Source organism: Nonomuraea sp. MG754425 (genome assembly GCF_021699195.1).
Classification (GTDB): domain Bacteria; phylum Actinomycetota; class Actinomycetes; order Streptosporangiales; family Streptosporangiaceae; genus Nonomuraea.
Genome location: NZ_SSXE01000087.1, coordinates 1 through 18,958, shown reverse-complemented (window position 1 = coordinate 18,958; position 18,958 = coordinate 1). Strand labels below are relative to the sequence as shown.

Here is an 18,958-nt window from a genome sequence, read left to right as displayed (position 1 = left end):
CACTCCATGATGATCGGTTTCACCCGGTTCCGAGGGATTCGGCTACCTGGCGGAGGGCCGTCAGCAGCGGACGCAGGAGGGGATGGGCGTCCGAGCCCCGGCGTACGGCGGCGAAGACGCGGCGCTCCGGGCCCGGCGTCTGCCGCACCACCACCCCGGGCAACGCCATGTCACGCAGCGCCAGCCGGGGCACCAGCGCCACCCCGGCCCCCGCTCCGACCAGGGCGACCACGGCGCGGAAGTCGTCGGAGCAGTGCACGAGGTCCGGCGTGAACCCCGCCTGCCGGCAGGCGAACGCGATCACGTCGTGCACCGGGTTGCCCGGATAGGGGCCGATCCAGGTCTCGTCGGCCAGCGACACCAGCGTGGCCGAATCGGCGAGCGGGTGGCCGCCGGGCAGCACCAGGTCGAACGGCTCGGCGTACAGGGGGCGGCGGGACAGCCGGGGGTCGGCGGCGTCGGGCGCGCCACGGTACTCCACGGTGACGGCCAGGTCCGCCCGCCCGTCGAGGAGCAGGGCCAGGCTGTGGTCCCCCTCGGCGTCCTGCACGCGGACGCGCACGCCGGGGGAGCTCTCGCGCAGGGCGGCGATGGCGGGGGAGAGCACCGCGCTGATCGCCGTGGCGAAGCAGGCCACGGTGACCTCGCCGGCCTCGCCCGCCGTGTACGCCGCCACCTCGGCCTCGGCGCGTTCGAGCTGGGCGAGGACCTCGTTGGCGTGGCTCAGCATGATCCGGCCCACGGCGGTGAGGTGCACGCCGCGCCCGTCGCGCGTGAGCAGGCGGTGGCCCACCTCGTGCTCCAGCGCCACGAGTTGCTGGGACACCGCCGAGGGCGTCAGGTGCAGGGCGGCCGCGGCGGCGGTGACCGTGCCGTGGTCGGCCACCGCCCGCAGCGTACGCAGCCGCCGCGTGTCTATCACGCAGCGAGGATACTCAGCCGCGCGCCCGCCCCACGCACCTCGCCCCCGGCGCGCGGGCTCAGCCGCGCGCCTGGACGAACGCCCGGACGGCGCGGTCCACGTCCTGCTCCGAGTGGGCCGCCGAGAGCTGCACCCGGATCCTGGCCTTGCCGTGCGGCACCACCGGGTAGGAGAAGCCGATCACGTAGATGCCCAGGTCGAGCAGGCGCTCGGCCAGGGCGGCGGCCTCGCCGGCGTCACCGATCATGACGGGCACGATCGGGTGGTCGCCCGGCAGGATGTCGAACCCGGCCTCGGTCATCGCGCCGCGGAAGCGGGCGGTGTTGGCGCGCAGCCGCTCGCGGGCCTCGTTCGAGGTCTCCAGCAGGTCGAGGATGCGCAGCGACGCCGAGGCGATGACGGGGGCGAGGGAGTTGGAGAACAGGTACGGGCGCGAGCGCTGCCGCAGCAGCTCGCAGATCTCCTTGCGGGCGGAGACGTAGCCGCCGCTGGCCCCGCCCAGCGCCTTGCCGAGCGTGCCGGTGATGATGTCGATCCGGTCGGTCACGCCGTGCAGTTCCGGCGTGCCGCGCCCGGTCGGGCCGACGAAGCCGACGGCGTGGGAGTCGTCCACCATGACCATGGCGTCGTAGCGGTCGGCGAGGTCGCAGATCTCCCGCAACGGGGCGAGATATCCGTCCATGGAGAACACGCCGTCGGTGACGATCAGCCGCCGCCGCGCCTCAGACGCCTCCTTCAGCCGCGCCTCCAGCTCGGACATGTCGCGGTTGGCGTAGCGCAGGCGCTGGGCCTTGGACAGGCGGATGCCGTCGATGATGCTGGCGTGGTTGAGCGCGTCGGAGATCACCGCGTCCTGGGCGTCGAGCAGGGTCTCGAACACGCCGCCGTTCGCGTCGAAACAGGAGCTGTACAGGACGGTGTCCTCCATGCCCAGGAAGTCGGACAGGCGGCCCTCCAGCTCCTTGTGCACCTCCTGGGTGCCGCAGATGAAGCGCACGGAGGCCATGCCGAACCCCCACCGGTCCAGCGCCCGCTTGGCCGCCTCGATCACGGTGGGCTCGTCGGCCAGGCCCAGGTAGTTGTTGGCGCAGAAGTTCAGCACCTCACGGCCGGCCACGCTCACCTGCGAGCTCTGCGGGGTGGAGATCACCCGCTCGGGCTTGAGCAGCCCCGCCTCGGTGATCTCGTCGAGCGTCGTACGCAGTTGCTGGCGCACGTTCGTGAACATTCACAGGCTCCAATCCAGGATGACCTTGCCGGTGCGGCCACTGGCGGCCGTGTCGAAGGCGGCGTCGAAGTCTCGGTACGAGAACCGGTCGGTGATCACGGGGGACAGGTCGAGGCCCTTCTCCAGCAGGACGGACATGTTGTACCAGGTCTCGTACATCTCCCGGCCGTACACACCCTTGATGGTGATCATGGACGTGACGACGGTGGCCCAGTCGACGGCGAACTCCCCGGACGGCAGCCCCAGCATCGCGATCTTGCCGCCGTGCGTCATGCTGGCGATCATGTCGCGCACGGCCGCGGGGTTGCCGGACATCTCCAGCCCGACGTCGAACCCCTCGCGCAGGTGCAGGCGGCGCATGCCGTCGGCGATCGAGGAGCGGGAGACGTTCAGGGCGAGGGAGACGCCGAGCTTGCCGGCCAGGTCGAGCCGCTCGTCGCTGACGTCGGTGATCATCACGTTGCGCGCGCCGACGTGCGTGGCCACGGCCGCCGCCATCAGGCCGATCGGGCCCGCGCCGGTGATCAGCACGTCCTCGCCGACCAGGGGGAAGGACAGCGCGGTGTGCACGGCGTTGCCGAACGGGTCGAAGATGGCCGCCACGTCGGGGTCCACGGGGACACGGTGCACCCAGACGTTCGAGGCGGGCAGCGTGACGTACTCGGCGAAGGCCCCGTCGCGGTTGACGCCGAGGCCGATCGTGTTGGCGCACAGGTGCCTGCGGCCGGCCATGCAGTTGCGGCACTTGCCGCAGACGATGTGCCCCTCGCCGCTGACGAGGTCGCCGACGGCGATGTCCTCGACGCCCGGGGCCACCTCGACCACGTGGCCGGAGAACTCGTGCCCGACGATGAGCGGGAGCTTCAGCGTCTGCCGCGCCCAGTCATCAAATTTCCGGATATGCAGGTCGGTGCCGCAGATGCCGGTCCGCAGGACCCGGATCTTCACCTCGCCGGGACCCGGCTCGGGCTCGGGCACGTCCACCAGCCACAGGCCAGCCTCCGCCCGCTCTTTGACCAGCGCTTTCATGGCTCCCATTCCCCCTTAACGAACCTAGTGCACTGTGCCCGCCCGGCACGGGAGGTGTCCATCGAGGAGTTCTTAAGTGCCCCCACAGTTGCGCTTCACGCGACGTACGCGCCTGGCGGGACCAGGAGATCTGTCACCGGAGGGATGCGCAGACCTGCACGGTTCGGCTGGTTGTATGCATAAATTGGCAAGCATGAACCCAGACCTGCGCATCGGAGTCATCGGCCTCGGACTGCGGACGAGCCTCGCCCTGGCCGCCCACCGGCCGGGCAGGGGCGCGGTGGTGGCCGCGCTGTGCGACTCCGACCCGGCGGTGCTCAAGAGGCAGGCGGGCATGTTCGAGGCGGAGTTCCTGACCGGGGACCACCGCGACCTGCTCGACCGTCCCGACCTCGACGCGCTCGTGGTCAACACCCCCGACGACACGCACGAGCGGCTCGCGATCGACTGCCTGGAGGCGGGCAAGGCCGTCTACCTGGAGAAGCCGATGGCGATCACGGTGGAGGGCTGCGACAACATCCTGCGCGCCGCCCGCCGCACCGGGACCCGCCTGTACGTGGGCCACAACATGCGGCACATGGGCGTCGTCCGGCTGATGCGCGACATCATCCGCAAGGGCGTCATCGGCGAGCCCAAGACCGTCTGGGTGCGCCACTTCGTCTCCTACGGCGGCGACTACTACTTCAAGGACTGGCACGCCGACCGCACCCGCACCACCGGGCTGCTGCTGCAGAAGGCGGCCCACGACCTCGACGTGATCCACTGGCTCGCCGGGGGCTACACGACCAGGGTGAACGCCCTGGGCGACCTCATGCTCTACGGCGACCTGCCCCGCCGCGAGCCGGGCACGCCCCGGCCGGAGGGCTGGCTCCAGGAGTACGAGTGGCCGCCCGCGGCCCGTACCGGCCTGCACCACGTCGTGGACGTCGAGGACGTGTCGGTGATGAACATGCGCCTGGACAACGGCGTCATCGCCGCCTACCAGCAGTGCCACTTCTCGCCCGACTACGTGCGCAACTACACGGTCATCGGGACCGAAGGACGGCTGGAGAACTTCGGCGACGGCCCGGGGGACACGGTCAAGGTCTGGAACACCGGGCCGACGGGGTACCGGGCGGACTGCGACATCGCCTACCGGGTGCCCGCCGCGCAGGGCTCGCACGGGGGAGCCGACGCGGAGATCATGAGCGAGTTCGTCCGGTTCGTCAGGGACGGCGGGCGGACGGACACCTCGCCGGTGGCCGCCCGCATGAGTGTGGCGGCCGGCTACATGGCGACGATGTCGCTGTGCGACGGCGGCACGCCGTACGACGTGCCGGAACTGGACGCCGACCTCGCCGCCTACTTCGACCGGGGGCAGACCCGGTCCTGAAGCGGCCGGGCCGGGCCCCCGCCCTGAGCACGGGGACGCGCCCGGCCGGCGGGCTCAGCGCTCGGTGCCCGGCCGTTCCTGGGGTTCCTTGTCGAAGCCGGGGAACGGCGACGGCTCCTCGGTCGCCTGCGTGAGCTGCCGCGGCCCCCTCGGGCTCTCCGCCTCCTGGGCGTCGGCCACGGCTTCGGCCGCCGCCTTCGAAGCCCTGGCGACCTCCTCGTCGGCCGCCGACGTCTCCGGCACCTCGTCCTGGGTGGCCGCCGAGCGCGGCAGGGCCTCGGTGAACGCCTTCGAGACGCCCTGCAGGGCCGAGGTGACCTCGCTGGGGATGACCCAGAAGGTGTTGCCGTCGCCCTGCGCGAGCTGCGGGAGCACCTGGAGGTACTGGTAGGCCAGCAGCTTCGGGTCGGGGTCGTTGCGGTGGACCGCCTGGAAGACCTGGTCGATGGCGCGCGACTGGCCTTCGGCCTCCAGGATCGCGGCGGTGCGCTGGCCTTCCGCGCGCAGGATGCTGCTCTGCTTGTCGCCCTCAGCCGTGAGGATCTGCGACTGGCGCTGGCCCTCGGCGGTGAGGATCGCGGCGCGCTTGTCGCGTTCGGCCCGCATCTGCTTCTCCATCGCGTCCTTTATGGTCTTCGGCGGGTCGATGGCCTTGATCTCGACGCGGTTGACGCGCAGCCCCCACTTGCCGGTGGCCTCGTCGAGGACGCCGCGGAGCTGGCTGTTGATGGTGTCGCGGGAGGTGAGGGTCTTCTCCAGGTCCATGGAGCCGACGACGTTGCGCAGCGTGGTGACCGTGAGCTGCTCGACGCCGGTGATGTAGTTGGCGATCTCGTACGCCGCCGCCCGCGGGTCGGTGACCTGGAAGTAGAGCACGGTGTCGATCTCGACGACCAGGTTGTCCTCGGTGATGACGGGCTGCGGGCGGAAGGAGACGACCTGCTCGCGGAGGTCGATCATGGGATAGACGCGGTCGACGTACGGGATGACGAAGTTGAGACCGGGTTTGAGCGTGCGGTGATAGCGGCCGAGGCGCTCGATGTTGCGGGCGCGGGCCTGCGGGACGATACGCACCGCTTTCAGCAGGGTGATCGCCGCGAAGAGTATGACGAACAGTCCGACCAGCAACAGCGGATCCATGACTTACTCCCGGGGATATACGAGGGCTGTCGCCCCTTCGATCTCAATGATGTCGACGGACGCACCCGTGGGGATGACCAGGGTTTCGTCGTAGGCGCGCGCCGACCATTCCTCTCCCCCGATGCGTACGCGGCCCTCGCGCCCCGTCACCTCGGACACGACGTACGCGGTCTTGCCGACGAGTGCCTCCACGCCGAACCTTTCCAGTTCGGGCTGTTTGATGTGGCGCATCGCGATCGGCCTGAGCACGACCAGGCCCGCTGTCGAGGCGAGGGCGAAGAAGATCAACTGCAGGGGGACGGGCAGTCCGAGAGCCGCGGTCGCGGCCGTCAGGATGGCGGCGACGCCGAGCAGGCCGAGTGAGGCCGTGAGCGTGAAGATCTCGGCCACGCCGAGGATCACGGCGAGGATTACCCAGATGACCCATTCATCCATGTCCGGCCCTCCTGTAAAGACAACGGGCCTATGTCCGCGAATGGTTCCCCCCACCTCTACCGTAGTCCCGATCTCAGCGCTGTGGCACCCCGTCGCCGGCGGCGTCGGTTTCGGGCAGCGCGCTGCCCTGACGCCACTTCAGCCACGGGAGTTGCCAGAACCCCCATCCGTTGTCCCATTCGAGCACGCGGTCGGTGCCGGTGATCGTGACCGGGTCGCCGCGCAGCGAGGAGGCGTAGAACCAGGCCGCCTGGTCGGGCCGGGCGTTGACGCAGCCGTGGCTGACGTTGGAGCGGCCCTGGGCCCATACGTTGTCCTTGGCGTGCACGTACTCGCCGCTGTTGGAGATGCGCACGGCGTGGTCGATCAGCAGGTCGTAGAAGCCGGGATCGCCCTCCTCGCGGCCCGGCGAGATCATCCGGACCGGGTTTCCCTTGTCCATGGTGAGATGGACGCCGCTGGTCGTGGTGTATTCGGTGGTGGTGGCCATGCCGGCGCTGATGGCCATGCGCCGTACCACGTGTCCGTCGCGCTCGACGACCATCCGGTGGGTCCGGGTGTCGATGGCGCTGGTCTGCCTGCGCCCGACGGTGAAGGAGAAGGTGGAGTCGGCGGCGCCGTAGAGGCCCGCGCCGCCGCGGACGCCCGCCAGGTGCGCGGTGACCGTGACCTCCTGCCTGGGCGTCCAGAACCGCCGGGTGCGGTAGACGACGCGGGTGTCGGTGATCCACCGCCAGGCGCCCTCGACCGGCGTGTGCGCGGTGACCTCGAGCGCCCGCTCGACGGCCGCCTTGTTCTCGATCGGGGTGTCGAAGTCGACGAGGATCGGCATGCCGGCGCCGACCGTCTCGCCCGGCAGCGGCGCGGTGGCGGCCACCTGGAAGGTCCTGGCGGCGGCGCGGGTGCGCAGCCGGCCCATGGCGACCGTGGCGGGCGCGCCCTCGCGGGTGGCGGTGGCCGTCACGGTGTACTCGGCCGCGGGTTTGAGCGTCCAGTCGGTGTGCCACGTGGTGCGCGAGTCGTCGAGCCGGCCGGGCACCGGCTCGCCGTCCACGTAGACCAGCACCTGGGTGAGCGCGCCGCCGAGCGCCTTGACCTCCAGGCCGTGCTCGGTGCGGGCGTGCTTGGTGTCGAACGCCGGGGTGACCTGCACGACGGGCGGGGCCTGCGGCGGCCTGGCCACCTCCGAACCGCAGCCCCCCACCACATTGCAAACCAGGAGAAAAGCGACACAAAACATCACAGCACGCCGCATGTGACTCCTGCTTTCCGAGGGAAGGGTGTTCCCAAGGGTAGCGGTGAGTCACTGTGCAAGCACGTCGAGTCACTTATCCGACAGTTCCGGAAACCTCCCCCAATGTCAGCCCGGCGGCGGTGGCCCGGATCGTCACCGTGTCGCCGTCCTGGAGGAACGCGCGGGTCTCGCCGTCCGACAGCTTGATCGGGTCGGTGCCGTTCCAGGTCAGCTCGATGAGTGAGCCGCGCTCGCCGCGCTCGGGCCCGGAGATCGTGCCGCTGGCGAACAGGTCGCCGGTCCGCAGCGAGGCGCCGTTCACCGTCAGGTGCGCGAGCATCTGGTCGGGCGTCCAGTACATGGCCGAGTACGGCGGCCGGGACACGACCTCCCCGTTGAGCAGCACCTCCAGGCCGATGTCCAGCCCCCAGTCGGCCTGCCTGCGCAGGTACGCGGCCGGTTCGGGGTCCTGCGCGCGGCCGGGGATCCTGGGCAGCGCCTCCAGCGGCGTGACCCACGGGGAGACCGACGTGGCGAACGACTTGGCCAGGAACGGCCCCAGCGGGACGTACTCCCACGACTGGATGTCACGGGCGCTCCAGTCGTTGACCAGCGTCACCCCGAACACGTGCTCCTCGAAGGCCCCGGCGGACGAGCCCATCGCGGTCGGCACGCCCACCACGAAGCCCAGCTCCGCCTCGATGTCGAGCTTCCGGCACGGCCCGAACACCCCCGCCCCGAGCTGCCCCTGAGGCCGCCGGACCGGCGTGCCCGACACCACGACGGTGCCCGACCTGCCGTGGTAGCCGACGGGCAGGTGCCGCCAGTTGGGCTGCAGCGGCTCGGACCCCGGGCGGAAGATCTGGCCGATGTTGCTCGCGTGGTCGATCGAGCAGTAGAAGTCGACGTAGTCGGCCACCTCGAACGGCAGGTGCAGCCGTACCTGCTTCAGCGGGATCAGGTGCCGCTCGGTGACCGCCAGGTCGCCGGTGAGCTTGTTCTGGATGAGGGTCCTGGTGTCGTGCCAGGCCGCGCGGCCCCTGGCCATGAACGGGTTGAGCGAGGGCGCGGCGAAGACCTCGTCGTGCAGGGCGGCGGCCAGGTCGAGGACCCGGTCCTCGTACCGGACGCCGACCCTGGGCGGCTGCCCGGGGCAGGAGAACACTCCGTACGGCAGGTTGTCCACACCCCAGGTCACGAATCCTCCTCGATCAGTCCGAGCGCGCGCAGGTCGTCGAGCGGGGTGCTGGTGCTGCACGATCCGTAGCTCACCATCAGCCGCCGGGCGCGGCCGGCCGTGTCCGCCTGCACGGCGCCGGCCAGCCGGACCAGATGGCCGACGTCCGTCGTGCGCAGCACGGGCACCGGGTCGCGGCCCTCCACGGCCTCGCAGACGGCCAGCAGCAGGTTCAGGAAGCCGTGCCGGTCCACGCCGATCGTGGGGTCGAAGTGGCGGACGGCGTGGTGCAGCCCGGCCGTGGCCTTGAACGGGATGCCGTTCTCCGCGCACGACCTGATGAACTGCCCGAGATGCTCGGCCGGCGGGAACAGGTCGGCCGTCGCGCCGCCGCAGCGGACCTTCAGCGCGACGCCGTCGGGCACGTCCATGGCGATCTTGCGCGCCGGCACCTCGGCGAACAGCCGCACGCCGCCGGGCAGTCCCAGCTCGCGGGCCAGTTCCTCGACGGACGTGTCGTCCGGCAGCCGGGTCTCGACGTAGTCCACGGGCAGGTCGGCGAAGGCGGGCAGCGTGCTCGTGTCGGTGATCAGCCCGATCCGGAGCGGCTGGTAGTCCATGGCGCGCAGCCGGCCGAGGCGGCTGGTCGGGCACAGGAAGCGGTGCGTGAGGATCGTGCTGCCGCGCTCCAGGTCGCGCCGGTAACGGGCGAGCGCCTCGTCCATGTGCAGCGACGTCGGCGGGAACAGGCCCGCGTCGTCCACGAGTGCGGTGTACAGGTTCATCGGGCCCAGGTCCATGCGTATCCGGAGTCCTCGCAGGACAGCGCGCCCTGGCCGAGGTCGAGCGGGCGGAACGTGTCCACCATGACGGCCAGCTCGCTGGTCGTCGTCACGCCGCGCGAGACCGCGTCGATCACCGCCTCCACCGCGCCCGGCTGCGGCCCGTGCGTGAACCCGGCCGGGTGCAGCGAGATGGACCCGACGTCGATGCCGGACCCGGCGCGCGCCCCGTAGTCACCGCCCACGTAGAACATGAACTCGTCGGAGTCCACGTTGTGGTGGTTGTACGGGATCGGCACGGCCTCCGGGTGGTAGTCGAGCGGGCGCGGGCAGAACGAGCACACCACGAACCCCGGCCCCTCGAACGTCTGGTGCACCGGCGGCGGCGCGTGCGTCCTCTTCACGATCGGCTCGAAGTCGGCGATGTTGAACGCGAACGGGTAGAGGCAGCCGTCCCAGCCCACCACGTCGAACGGGTGGTCGCGGTAGACGAGCCTGGTCAGGCCGCCGCGCGTGCGCACGAGGACGGGCACCTCCGCGCCCTCCACGAGGAGCGGCCCGGCCGGGGCGCGCAGGTCGCGCTCGCAGTAGGGGGCGTGCTCCAGGAACTGCCCGTGCTGCGACAGGTAGCGCTTGGGCGGTCTGATGTGCCCGGCCGCCTCGATGGCCAGCACGTTCACCGGGCCGTCGGGCACCCAGCGGTGGATGGTGCCGGTCGGGATCACGACGTAGTCGCCCTCGGCGGCCTCGATCACGCCGTACGTGGACTCGAAGCGCACCCGTCCGCGCTGGACGTAGACGCACTCGTCGCCCATGGAGTTGCGGTAGAGCTCGCTGGGGCGGTCGCTGGTCGCGTACGACAACCGGACGTCGCCGTTGCCCGCCAGCGTCATGCGGCCGGTGACCAGGTCGCCCGCGCTGGACAGCTCCTGGGTGCGGAAGTGGCGCGGGGAGAGCGGCAGGTTGGGGGTCAGCCGGGTCTCCACGGACGGCGTGACCGCCTCCGCCTTGACGATCGCGGTGGGCAGGTGACGGTGGTAGAGCAGTGAGGAGTCGGACGAGAAGCCCTCCTCGCCCATCAGCTCCTCCGCGTACAGGCCGCCGTCCGGCCGCCTGAACTGCGTGTGCCGTTTGCGCGGCACCTCTCCCACGACCCGGTAGTACGGCATCCGGCCCTCCATGCCTGTCCGACTATCGGACAGATGTGTCCCCTATATGCAACTACCGTCCGCCATCGCTCGGGTGATGTCAACCCAGAGCGGCGGCCAGCTCGGTCGCGGCGGCCACCACGCGCGGTCCCGTGGACTCCTCCAGCGTCCCGAACGTCACCACCCCCACCGACGCCTCCAGCCACGGCAGCCCTGTCACCGGCGCGGCGACGCCCCGCGCCCCCTCCTGCAACTGCCCCTCCGTCACGAAGTAGTCGTGCCGGCCCTCCCGCAGCGCCAGGATCGCCTGCCCGGCCGCCCCCTTGGCCAGCGGATGGCGGGCGCCCTCGCGGTAGGCCACGTGCATGTTCGTCCACGACGGCTCCACCACCGCCACGGCCAGCCCGTCGTCGCCCTCGGCCACGGTCAGGTGCGCGGTGGCGCCCACCTCCTCGGCCAGCCGCCGCAGCGTCGGCACCGCCGCCGCGCGCAACAGCGGCTGCACGGCGCGGGCCAGCGCCAGCACCCCGAAGCCGAGGTGCACCCGCCCGTCGGCGTCCCGGCGCACGAAGCCCGCGCCGAGCAGCGTCGTCAGCAGCCGGTACACCACGGGACGGCTCAGCGCCAGCTCCGCGCTCAGCTCGGTCGGCGTGCGCCCGCCCTTGCCGTCGGCGAGCAGTCTGAGCAGGCGGAGCCCGCGCTCCAGGGTCTGGGCTGATTCAGCGGCCATGCGACCGATTATGTAGCGACGCCTCGCGGTGAACAGGCAATGGAGGGGTACGTAAGGCCCTAGAAGAGCCGGGGGGTAATGATGCGGCAAAGGTGGGTTCTCCTGCTTGCCGGGCTGGCGATGTGTGCTCTTTCGCCTGCCATGCCGTCGATCACCACCCCCATGGTCGAGGTGGCCCGCGAGACCCCCGCCGGCCGGAGCCTGGTGGAGGACACCTTCTACCTCACGGTGGGCATCGAGGTGAGCCAGTCGCTGCTGCCCACGGTCAAGGGCGTCACCTTCCGTCCCGGCTACCTCGCCGTCGGCGTCAAGGTCGACGGGAGCGGCCGGCTGTACGGCAAGCCGCAGCGTCCCGGCACCTACCTCGCCTCGGTGCGGACCTGCTCCGGGGCGTCCTGCCACGAGCAGGGCGTCACGCTCGTGGTGCTGGCCAACGTGCCGTGGGAGCCGCGCGAGCTGACCTTCCCCGGCAGGGTCGGCACGCCGCTGGACGGCGAGATCGGCATCAACGGCGGCCCGCCGGGGGTGGTGCCCACCTTCACCGTGACCGACCACGACAAGGTGCCCGCGGGCGTGAGCATCGGCCCCGACGGGCACGTGGGCGGGGTGCCCACCACGCCGGGCATCTCCGAGGTGCCCGTGCGCGTCTGCGTGGCGGGCAACTGCGCGGGCGTGGTCGTGCGGCTCATCATCGTCTGAACCCGTCCCGGCCGGCTCGCTCTTGCGGCGGCGCGGGGTTTGCGGTCACGGTGTTCTCATGAAATCGGTCATTGTGGTCGGAGCTGGTATCTGGGGGTCGTCACTGGCGCTGCGGCTGGCCGAGACCGGCTGGCGGGTGACCCTGGTCGAGCAGCACAAACCGGGTCACGTACGGCAGGCCAGCGCGGGCGAGACGCGACTGCTGCGCTGCGCGCACGGGGCCGACGACTGGTACGCCCGCCTCGCCTGGCAGGCCAGGGACGGCTGGCGGCGGCTGGGGGAGCGGGCCGGCGAGGAGCTTTACCTGGAGTCCGGGATGGTGTGGTTTGCCAGGACGCCGGACGGATGGGAGCACGCCAGCGCTCAGGTCCTGAAAAATCTTGACATCGAGTGTGAGGTGCTGGACCCGGGCGACGGCGGCCGGTTCTTCCCCGACTTCCGCGGCGACGACCTCAGCTTCCTGCTCTGGGAACCGCACGCGGGCGTGCTCAGGGCCAGGCGGGCCACCCAGGTGACCGCGGGCCTGGCCGCGTACGCGGGAGCCCGGCTGGTCCGGGCGCGGGCGCTGCCCGTGGCCGGGCAGGCGGCGGTGCGGATCGAGGGCGAGGTCCACCGCGCCGACCGCGTGGTGTGGGCCTGCGGCGCGTGGCTGCCCCAGCTCTTCGACGGCCTGCCGATCACCGTGACCAAGCAGGACACCCTGCACTTCGCCGTGCCGCCCGCGTGGTCGGTCCCCGAGACCCCCGCCTGGGTGGACCACGGCGCCTCGGCCTACGGGCACGGCGACGTGGACGGGGTCGGCATGAAGGCGACCTCCGACGCGGAGGGGCCGCCGTACGAGCCCGAGCACGGCTCCCGTCAGGTGGACGCCGGCAGCGTCGAGCACGCCAGGGACTACCTGCGGCGCAGGTTCCCCGCCCTGGGCGCGGCACCGGTGCTGTTCAGCCAGGTCTGCCAGTACGCGATCACCCCCGACGCCGAATGGCTGATGACCGAGGTCACGCCCGGCGTGTACGTGCTGGGCGGCGACTCGGGCCACGGCTTCAAGCACGGTCCGGCGCTGGCCGCTCACCTGGCGGGTGTGCTGGAGGGCGAGCACGGGCTGGAGCCCCGCTTCGGCGCGCACGAGCGCACCCCCGCCCGCGGGCTGAGGACGAGCGGCCGGACCGGGTAGGGCCCGCCTCACCGCGACTCGGGGGACCGCGGGCATGCTCCTGACCTGGTGCGCGGCGGACACTTCAGGGACACACCCACTCCGGAGGCCGCCATGCGCACCAGCACCGCGACGGAGCACGCTCCGCCGCCCGTCGTCCACACCGCCGCCATGCTCTGGCTGTCGGCCGTCGCGCTCGGCGCGTTCGAGACCGTGCTGATGATCGGCCGGCTGCTGTACGAGGGCACGCCGGTGATCGGCGTGGCCGGGCAGGCCGGGTTCCGGCTGGCCGTGTTCGCCGGGGCCATGTTCCTCGCGCTGCGGCTGAAGGAGGGGGCGAACTGGGCCCGCTGGACGCTGGCCGGGACGCTCGGCGTCCTCGGCACGGCCTCCCTGGTCGCCGGGCCGGTCGAGTGGCTGCTCGCAGGCGGCTCGATCGCCGTGGCGGCGGCCGAGGCCGACGCGCTGACCTGGGTCTTCGCGGCCGGGCGGACCCTGCACGTGCTGGCCGTGCTCGGGGCGCTGGCGCTGATGTTCCAGCCGCGCGCCAACGCCTACTTCAGGTCGGCGTGAGCCACGGCCCGCGACTCGGGCGCGCGCATGTTGCGCACGCCCGGGGAGAGCAGCGCGGCCAGTGTGGAGATCACCACGATGGCCGCGCAGCCGAGCAGCGCGTTCTCGGTGCCGAACCATTGCGCCGCGGGCACGGCCAGCAGCAGCCCGATCGGGCCGAACATCATCGACCCGAGCATGTCGTACGAGCTGACCCGCGACAGCGACTCGGGCGGCACCTCGCGCTGCATCGTGGTCTGCCAGAGCACGCCGAACACGTCGAACGCCACGCCGGCCACGAACGCCCCCACCACGATCGCCCAGAGCGGCGCGGCCAGCCCCAGCAGCAGGTACGGCAGCGCGGCGGCCAGGCAGAGCAGCACCGCCACCAGGATCGGGCGGCGGGGGCGCAGCCGCAGCGACACCAGCACTCCGGTGATCGTCCCGACGGCCTCGCCCGCCAGGAAGCCCGACCAGGCCAGCGGGCCGCCCAGGCTCTCCTTGGCCAGCAGCGGGCCGAGCACGCCGTGCCCGGCCTGGAGCGCCATGACCAGCAGCGCGAACTGGGCGACCACCACCCAGATCCACTGCCGCGACCTGAACTCCCACCAGCCGTCACGCAGATCGGCCAGCATGGAGTGGGCCCTGCCCCGGGCGCGGTCGCCCGGCTCCAGCCGTAGCAGCGCGATCAGCACGCCCGACACGGCGAACATCGCGCCGCTCATCACCAGCGCCCAGCCCCCGCCGAACAGCACCACCATGCCGCCGCCGAGCACCGCGCCGGCCACCCGGGAGGCGTTCGCGCCCAGGCCGAGCAGGGCGTTGCCGGTCTGCAACCGGTCCAGGGGGACGACCTCGGGGATGATGCCGGTCAGCGCGGGGAACGTGACGGCCGTCGCCACCCCGGCCAGCGCCGCCGCGGCGATCAGCGCGGGCAGCGGGGTCCAGCCGATGAGCAGCATCACGCCCAGCGCGGTGTATCCGCCGGCCATGAGCAACTCGCCGACCATCATCACCCGCTGACGCGGCAGCCGGTCCGCGATCACGCCGCCGACCAGCATGAACAGGATCATGGGCAGGGACTGGGCGGTCAGCACCGCCGACAGGGTGCCGGCGTCTGCGCCGGGCAGTCCGAGGATGCCGAACGCCAGCGCCACGGGGGCGAACGCGCTGCCCAGCACGGAGATCGTGCGCACCGACAGCAGGAGCGCGAAGCGACGGTCCTTGAGCAGGCCGAGATCGCCGAGATAACCGTGCATCGCTACAAGACCCCCCGGAAATTGCCAAACTCCACCATTCTTCCGTAAGGAACCGGCCTTGTCGTGCAATTTTTATTGTCACCGTGGCAACAAGACCGATCGCGGAATGTGCTGGTCGTTGGCAAGAATCGCGAGGGTTTCTCCCGTAATTTGCTAGGTCCCTGCTTCCGGCGAGGGGACCCGGCATGCGCGACATGTTGATCGCCCAGGTGGCCCGGTGGGCCCGGGAGATCCCGCAGGCTCCCGCGTACACGTTCGTCGACCACCTCGGCGGCGGGCGGCACACGCTCACCTGGGGACACGCCGACCTCAGGGCCAGGGCGCTGGCCGTGCGGCTGCGCGAGTTGGGCGGTCCGGGCGACCGCGTGGCGGTGCTCGTCCCGCAGGGGCTCGACTACGTGGTGGCGATGCTGGGCGCCATGTACGCGCGGCTCGTCGCGGTGCCGCTGTTCGCCCCCGGGCTGCCGGGGCACGGCGACCGGCTGGCCAGCGCGTACGCCGACGCCGACCCCCTCATCGTGCTGACCACGACCCCCGCGCTGACCGGCGTCACCGACTTCCTGGCCACCGTGCAGGCGCCCAAGCACGTGCTCGCCGTGGACACCGTCTCCGCCCTGCTCGCCGACGAGTGGGAGCCCGAGCCGGCCGCTTCCGGCGACCTGGCCTACCTGCAGTACACCTCCGGCTCCACCCGCGAGCCCGCCGGGGTCGAGATCACCCACGGCAACCTGACCGCCAACGCCACCCAACTCTGGGAGGCGTTCGAGGCCCGGCCCAGGACGTCCGTGGCGGCGCTGTGGCTGCCGCTCTTCCACGACATGGGGCTCGTCGCCACCGTCGCGATGCCGATGATGGGCGGCAACCACGCGGTGTTCATGGATCCGGTGGCGTTCGTCATGCGGCCGGTGCGGTGGTTGCGGCTGCTGTCGGAGTTCAGCGACGTGTTCACCGCCGGGCCCAACTTCGCCTACGAGTACACCGCCGCCCGCGTCACCCCCGAGGAGAAGGCCGGGCTCGACCTGTCCGGGGTGAGCGTCATGCTGAACGGGGCCGAGCCCGTGCGGCCCGGCGCGATCGAGGCGTTCGACGCGGCGTTCGCCGGGTGCGGGCTGCGGCCCGAGGCGCACACGCCCGCGTACGGGCTGGCCGAGGCCACCGTCTTCGTGACCGCGACCGGGCGGGACGAGCGGCCGGTGGTGACCACCTTCGACCGCGACGCGCTGCGCGACGGCCACGCGGTGCCCGCCGGCACGGCGGCCGGAAGCATTCTCGTGTCCGCCGGACGCCCCCACGGCCAGCGGGTCCGCGTCACCGGCCGCTCCGGGCGGGCCCTGCCGGACGGCACGGTGGGCGAGATCTGGGTCCAGGGACCGAACGTGGCCCGCGCCTACTGGCGCGACCCCGCCCGCACCGCGGAGACGTTCGGCGCGGTGCTGGACGGCGCGGTGCTGGACGGCGCGGTGCTGGACGGTGCGGGCGGCCCCTGGCTGCGCACCGGCGACCTGGGCGTGCTGCACGACGGGCGGCTGTACGTCACGGGCCGGATCAAGGACCTCGTCATCGTGGACGGCCGCAACCACTACCCCCAGGACATCGAGGCCACCGTGCAGGAGGCCCACCCGGCGGTGCGCCGCGACCGGGTGGCCGCCTTCTCCGTGCCCGGGGAGGAGACCGAGCGGCTCGTCGTGGTCGCCGAACGCTCCCGTCAGGGGCAGGCCGCCGACGCCGGCGAGGTCGGGCGCGCGGTACGGGCCGCCGTCCGCGGGCAGCACGGGCTGGCGGTGCACGACTTCGTGCTGACCGCCGCCGGGGCCGTGCCCAGGACGTCGAGCGGGAAGATCGCCCGGCGGGCGTGCCTGCGGGCGTACCTGGAGGGGCTGCTTGTTTGAGTCGGCGGGCCGTCTGGTCTACCGGGGACGGTGGACGCTGCTCGCGCTGACCCTGGCGGTGGCCGTCCTCGTCGCGCCGCTCGGTCTGGACCTGTTCGGCCGGATGGCCGACGGCGGCTTCGAGGACCCGCGCGCCGACTCCACCACCGCCGCCCGCTGGAACGACGAGTGGTACGGCGGTCACGCCCCCGACGTCGTCGTCCTCTACCGGCATCCGGCGGTCAAGGTGGGCGACCGCCGGTTCCGGGAGGCCGTGCACGACTCGCTGCGGGCGCTGCCGGGGCAGTACGTGCGCGCGATGGCCACGTACTGGACGACCGGGTCGAAGAAGATGCGCTCCGAGGACGGGCACGCGACGTACGCCGTCGTCACGCTCAAGGGCGACGAGCAGAGCGCGTACCGGGCCGTCGCCGACCGGCTCAGGAACGTCGAGAACCTCCACGTGTCGGTCGGCGGCTCCGTGCCGCTGCTGGCCGAGCTGAACGACCAGACCGCCGCCGACCTCGCCCGCGCCGAGTCCATCTCCCTTCCGGTCCTGCTGGTGCTGCTCGTCGTGGTCTTCGGCAGCCTCGTGGCGGCCGCGCTGCCGCTGGTCGTGGGGCTGCTCGCGGTGCTCGGCGCGCTGGTGCTGCTGCGGCTGCTCACCTCCGTCACCGAGGTGTCCGTCTTCTCGCTGAACGTCGTCACCATGCTCGGGCTCGGCCTGGCCATCGACTACTCGCTGTTCGTGCTCAAGGCGTTCAGGGAGGAGATCGCCCGCGGGGCCACCAGTGAGCAGGCCGTCGTGCGGACCATGGCCACGGCCGGGCGCACCGTGGCCTTCTCCGGGCTGACCGTGGCCACGGCGCTGCTGGGGCTGCTGCTGTTCCCGCAGATGTTCCTGCGCTCGATCGGGCTCGGTGCCGCCGCCGTGGTGCTGGTCGCGGTGGCCGCCGCGCTGATCGTGCTGCCCGCCGTGCTGGGGGTGCTGGGCCCGCGGGTGAACGCGCTGCGGATCACGCCCGACTTCGGGCCGCGCCGCGCGGGCGGGCTGTGGCACGCCGTGGCGTCCAGCGTGATGCGGCGGCCCGTGCTGTACCTGGTGGCGGTCACCGTGGTGCTGGTCGCGCTGGCCGTGCCGTTCGCGCACGTCAAGTTCGGGAACGTGGATCACCGGGTGCTGCCGGCCGCCTCCGAGAGCCGCCGCGTCGCCGAGACCCTCGACCGGGACTTCGCCAGGAACGCCATGGCCGCGATCGACGTGCACGTCCTGGTCGAACGTTCCTTCACCGGCTCGCCCGTCCAGCCGGGGCCGCTCGGGCAGGGGCACGCGCCGATCAGCGCCGTCACCCCCGTGGGCCCCTCGGACGTCCGGCCGCTGGTGCGGCGGCTGGAACGGCTGCCCGCCGTCACGGAGGTCGAGGTGGCCGGGCTGTCGCCGGACGACGGCGCGGTGCGGCTGGCCGTGCGCTACTCGGCCGACCCGATGTCCGAGGAGGCCAGAGCGCTCGTACGGGCGATCCGCGCCCTCTCACCCGAGCCGAACGTGCGGCGGGTCGTGGTCGGCGGCCCCACGGCGGCGCAACTGGACCTGCAGGACAGCCTGGTCGCCACGCTGCCGTGGATGGCGCTCGTGGTCTGCTCCGTCACGGGGGTGCTGCTGTTCGCGGCGTTCGGGTCGCTGCTGCTGCCGATCAAGGCGCTGCTGATGAACGTGTTGTCGATCGGGGCCTCGTTCGGGGTGATCGTGTGGGCCTTCCAGGACGGGCACCTGGCCTCCGCGCTGCGCTTCACCTCCACCGGGTCCATCGAGGCGACCGTCACCGTGCTGATCCTGGCCGTGGTGTTCGGGCTGTCCATGGACTACGAGTTGTTCCTGCTGTCGCGGGTGCGGGCCGAGTGGCTGCGCACCGGGGACAACACCGCCGCCGTGGCCGCCGGGCTGCAGCAGACGGGCGGGGTGATCACCAGCGCGGCCCTGCTGCTGCTCGTCGTGATCGGGGCCTTCTCCACGGCCGGGATCACGATCGTGAAGCTGCTCGGGGTCGGGATGTTCGTGGCGATCGTGGTGGACGCCACGCTCGTGCGGGCGTTGCTGGTTCCCGCGTCCATGCGGTTGATGGGCAGGGCCAACTGGTGGTTGCCGCGCTCGTGGCGGCGGCTGCACCGGCGCATCGAACTCCGCGAGCCCACGCCGTCACCGGCCCCCGAGCCCCGCCCGGCCGTCGCC

Annotated in this window: 17 protein-coding genes; 6 read left to right on the top strand and 11 right to left on the bottom strand. The window is 72.0% G+C overall.

Features of this window, described 5'->3' with window-relative positions:
* Positions 1–19: 19 nt before the first annotated feature.
* The 3 genes from FAF44_RS27775 to tdh are packed head-to-tail and all read right to left on the bottom strand — an operon-like array spanning position 20 to position 3,179.
* The gene (locus tag FAF44_RS27775; protein WP_237106224.1) at positions 20–922 is read right to left on the bottom strand and encodes a LysR family transcriptional regulator; all 903 of its coding nucleotides are present in this window, start codon (positions 920–922) and stop codon (positions 20–22) included.
* A gap of 58 nt (positions 923–980) precedes the next feature.
* Positions 981–2,150, bottom strand: coding sequence for a glycine C-acetyltransferase (locus tag FAF44_RS27770; RefSeq protein ID WP_237106223.1), 1,170 nt, complete (start codon positions 2,148–2,150; stop codon positions 981–983).
* The gene (tdh, locus tag FAF44_RS27765; RefSeq protein ID WP_237106271.1) at positions 2,151–3,179 is read right to left on the bottom strand and encodes an L-threonine 3-dehydrogenase; all 1,029 of its coding nucleotides are present in this window, start codon (positions 3,177–3,179) and stop codon (positions 2,151–2,153) included.
* A 193-nt stretch (positions 3,180–3,372) separates the two neighbouring features.
* Between tdh and FAF44_RS27760 the strand changes: the two genes are divergently transcribed.
* Positions 3,373–4,551 carry a Gfo/Idh/MocA family protein gene (locus FAF44_RS27760; protein ID WP_237106221.1) on the top strand — a complete coding sequence of 393 codons (1,179 nt, stop codon included), beginning with the start codon at positions 3,373–3,375 and terminating at the stop codon, positions 4,549–4,551.
* A 54-nt stretch (positions 4,552–4,605) separates the two neighbouring features.
* Here the strand turns inward: FAF44_RS27760 and FAF44_RS27755 are convergent, their stop codons facing one another.
* The 7 genes from FAF44_RS27755 to FAF44_RS27725 form a co-directional block, all read right to left on the bottom strand.
* The gene (locus tag FAF44_RS27755) at positions 4,606–5,691 is read right to left on the bottom strand and encodes an SPFH domain-containing protein (RefSeq protein ID WP_237106219.1); all 1,086 of its coding nucleotides are present in this window, start codon (positions 5,689–5,691) and stop codon (positions 4,606–4,608) included.
* 3 nt (positions 5,692–5,694) lie between these two features.
* Positions 5,695–6,126, bottom strand: a complete 432-nt coding sequence (locus FAF44_RS27750; protein ID WP_237106218.1) for an NfeD family protein — start codon at positions 6,124–6,126, stop codon at positions 5,695–5,697.
* Between the two features lie 73 nt (positions 6,127–6,199).
* Positions 6,200–7,309: an Ig-like domain-containing protein gene (locus FAF44_RS27745; protein ID WP_237106216.1), complete on the bottom strand. Its 1,110-nt coding sequence runs from the start codon at positions 7,307–7,309 to the stop codon at positions 6,200–6,202.
* Positions 7,310–7,454: 145 nt separating this feature from the next.
* Positions 7,455–8,558 (bottom strand): fumarylacetoacetase, encoded by a 1,104-nt coding sequence (fahA, locus tag FAF44_RS27740; protein ID WP_237106215.1) that lies wholly within the window; start codon positions 8,556–8,558, stop codon positions 7,455–7,457.
* Complete coding sequence (locus FAF44_RS27735) at positions 8,555–9,337, bottom strand: hypothetical protein (protein ID WP_237106214.1); 783 nt, start codon at positions 9,335–9,337, stop codon at positions 8,555–8,557. The genes fahA and FAF44_RS27735 overlap by 4 nt, the downstream gene beginning before the upstream one ends.
* Positions 9,319–10,488, bottom strand: coding sequence for a homogentisate 1,2-dioxygenase (locus tag FAF44_RS27730; protein ID WP_237106213.1), 1,170 nt, complete (start codon positions 10,486–10,488; stop codon positions 9,319–9,321). The genes FAF44_RS27735 and FAF44_RS27730 overlap by 19 nt, the downstream gene beginning before the upstream one ends.
* A 79-nt stretch (positions 10,489–10,567) precedes the next feature.
* A complete protein-coding gene (locus tag FAF44_RS27725) occupies positions 10,568–11,197 on the bottom strand; it encodes an IclR family transcriptional regulator (RefSeq protein ID WP_237106212.1) in 630 nt (209 codons plus the stop codon).
* 141 nt (positions 11,198–11,338) lie between these two features.
* Here FAF44_RS27725 and FAF44_RS27720 point away from each other — a divergent pair, with 141 nt between their 5' ends.
* The 3 genes from FAF44_RS27720 (at position 11,339) to FAF44_RS27710 (ending at position 13,622) form a co-directional block, all read left to right on the top strand.
* Positions 11,339–11,896, top strand: coding sequence for a hypothetical protein (locus FAF44_RS27720; RefSeq protein WP_237106211.1), 558 nt, complete (start codon positions 11,339–11,341; stop codon positions 11,894–11,896).
* Between the two features lie 58 nt (positions 11,897–11,954).
* A complete protein-coding gene (locus FAF44_RS27715; RefSeq protein ID WP_237106210.1) occupies positions 11,955–13,070 on the top strand; it encodes an FAD-binding oxidoreductase in 1,116 nt (371 codons plus the stop codon).
* A 93-nt stretch (positions 13,071–13,163) separates the two neighbouring features.
* Entirely contained in the window at positions 13,164–13,622 is a 459-nt protein-coding gene (locus tag FAF44_RS27710; RefSeq protein WP_237106209.1) for a hypothetical protein, read from the top strand.
* On the opposite strand, the gene FAF44_RS27705 is transcribed toward FAF44_RS27710, so the two are convergent.
* Positions 13,604–14,860 (bottom strand): MFS transporter, encoded by a 1,257-nt coding sequence (locus FAF44_RS27705; protein WP_237106208.1) that lies wholly within the window; start codon positions 14,858–14,860, stop codon positions 13,604–13,606. The two genes, FAF44_RS27710 and FAF44_RS27705, sit on opposite strands and share 19 nt — an antisense overlap.
* A gap of 185 nt (positions 14,861–15,045) precedes the next feature.
* On the opposite strand from FAF44_RS27705, the gene FAF44_RS27700 reads away from it, so the two are divergent.
* Both FAF44_RS27700 and FAF44_RS27695 read left to right on the top strand, forming a co-directional pair.
* Positions 15,046–16,749 (top strand): fatty acyl-AMP ligase, encoded by a 1,704-nt coding sequence (locus FAF44_RS27700; protein ID WP_237106207.1) that lies wholly within the window; start codon positions 15,046–15,048, stop codon positions 16,747–16,749.
* A partial coding sequence (locus FAF44_RS27695; RefSeq protein ID WP_237106206.1) for an MMPL family transporter occupies positions 16,742–18,958 on the top strand: 2,217 nt, incomplete at its 3' end. The genes FAF44_RS27700 and FAF44_RS27695, both read left to right, overlap by 8 nt.

What these genes read in the sequence shown, in the direction of transcription:
- FAF44_RS27715 (WP_237106210.1), top strand. Translation starts at nt 11,955, where the DNA reads ATGAAATCGGTCATTGTGGTCGGAGCTGGTATCTGGGGGTCGTCACTG.
- FAF44_RS27770 (WP_237106223.1), bottom strand. Translation starts at nt 2,150, where the DNA reads ATGTTCACGAACGTGCGCCAGCAACTGCGTACGACGCTCGACGAGATC.
- FAF44_RS27700 (WP_237106207.1), top strand. Translation starts at nt 15,046, where the DNA reads ATGCGCGACATGTTGATCGCCCAGGTGGCCCGGTGGGCCCGGGAGATC.
- FAF44_RS27710 (WP_237106209.1), top strand. Translation starts at nt 13,164, where the DNA reads ATGCGCACCAGCACCGCGACGGAGCACGCTCCGCCGCCCGTCGTCCAC.
- FAF44_RS27750 (WP_237106218.1), bottom strand. Translation starts at nt 6,126, where the DNA reads ATGGATGAATGGGTCATCTGGGTAATCCTCGCCGTGATCCTCGGCGTG.
- FAF44_RS27760 (WP_237106221.1), top strand. Translation starts at nt 3,373, where the DNA reads ATGAACCCAGACCTGCGCATCGGAGTCATCGGCCTCGGACTGCGGACG.
- FAF44_RS27735 (WP_237106214.1), bottom strand. Translation starts at nt 9,337, where the DNA reads ATGGACCTGGGCCCGATGAACCTGTACACCGCACTCGTGGACGACGCG.
- FAF44_RS27725 (WP_237106212.1), bottom strand. Translation starts at nt 11,197, where the DNA reads ATGGCCGCTGAATCAGCCCAGACCCTGGAGCGCGGGCTCCGCCTGCTC.
- FAF44_RS27720 (WP_237106211.1), top strand. Translation starts at nt 11,339, where the DNA reads ATGCCGTCGATCACCACCCCCATGGTCGAGGTGGCCCGCGAGACCCCC.
- tdh (WP_237106271.1), bottom strand. Translation starts at nt 3,179, where the DNA reads ATGAAAGCGCTGGTCAAAGAGCGGGCGGAGGCTGGCCTGTGGCTGGTG.
- FAF44_RS27755 (WP_237106219.1), bottom strand. Translation starts at nt 5,691, where the DNA reads ATGGATCCGCTGTTGCTGGTCGGACTGTTCGTCATACTCTTCGCGGCG.
- FAF44_RS27705 (WP_237106208.1), bottom strand. Translation starts at nt 14,860, where the DNA reads ATGCACGGTTATCTCGGCGATCTCGGCCTGCTCAAGGACCGTCGCTTC.
- FAF44_RS27730 (WP_237106213.1), bottom strand. Translation starts at nt 10,488, where the DNA reads ATGCCGTACTACCGGGTCGTGGGAGAGGTGCCGCGCAAACGGCACACG.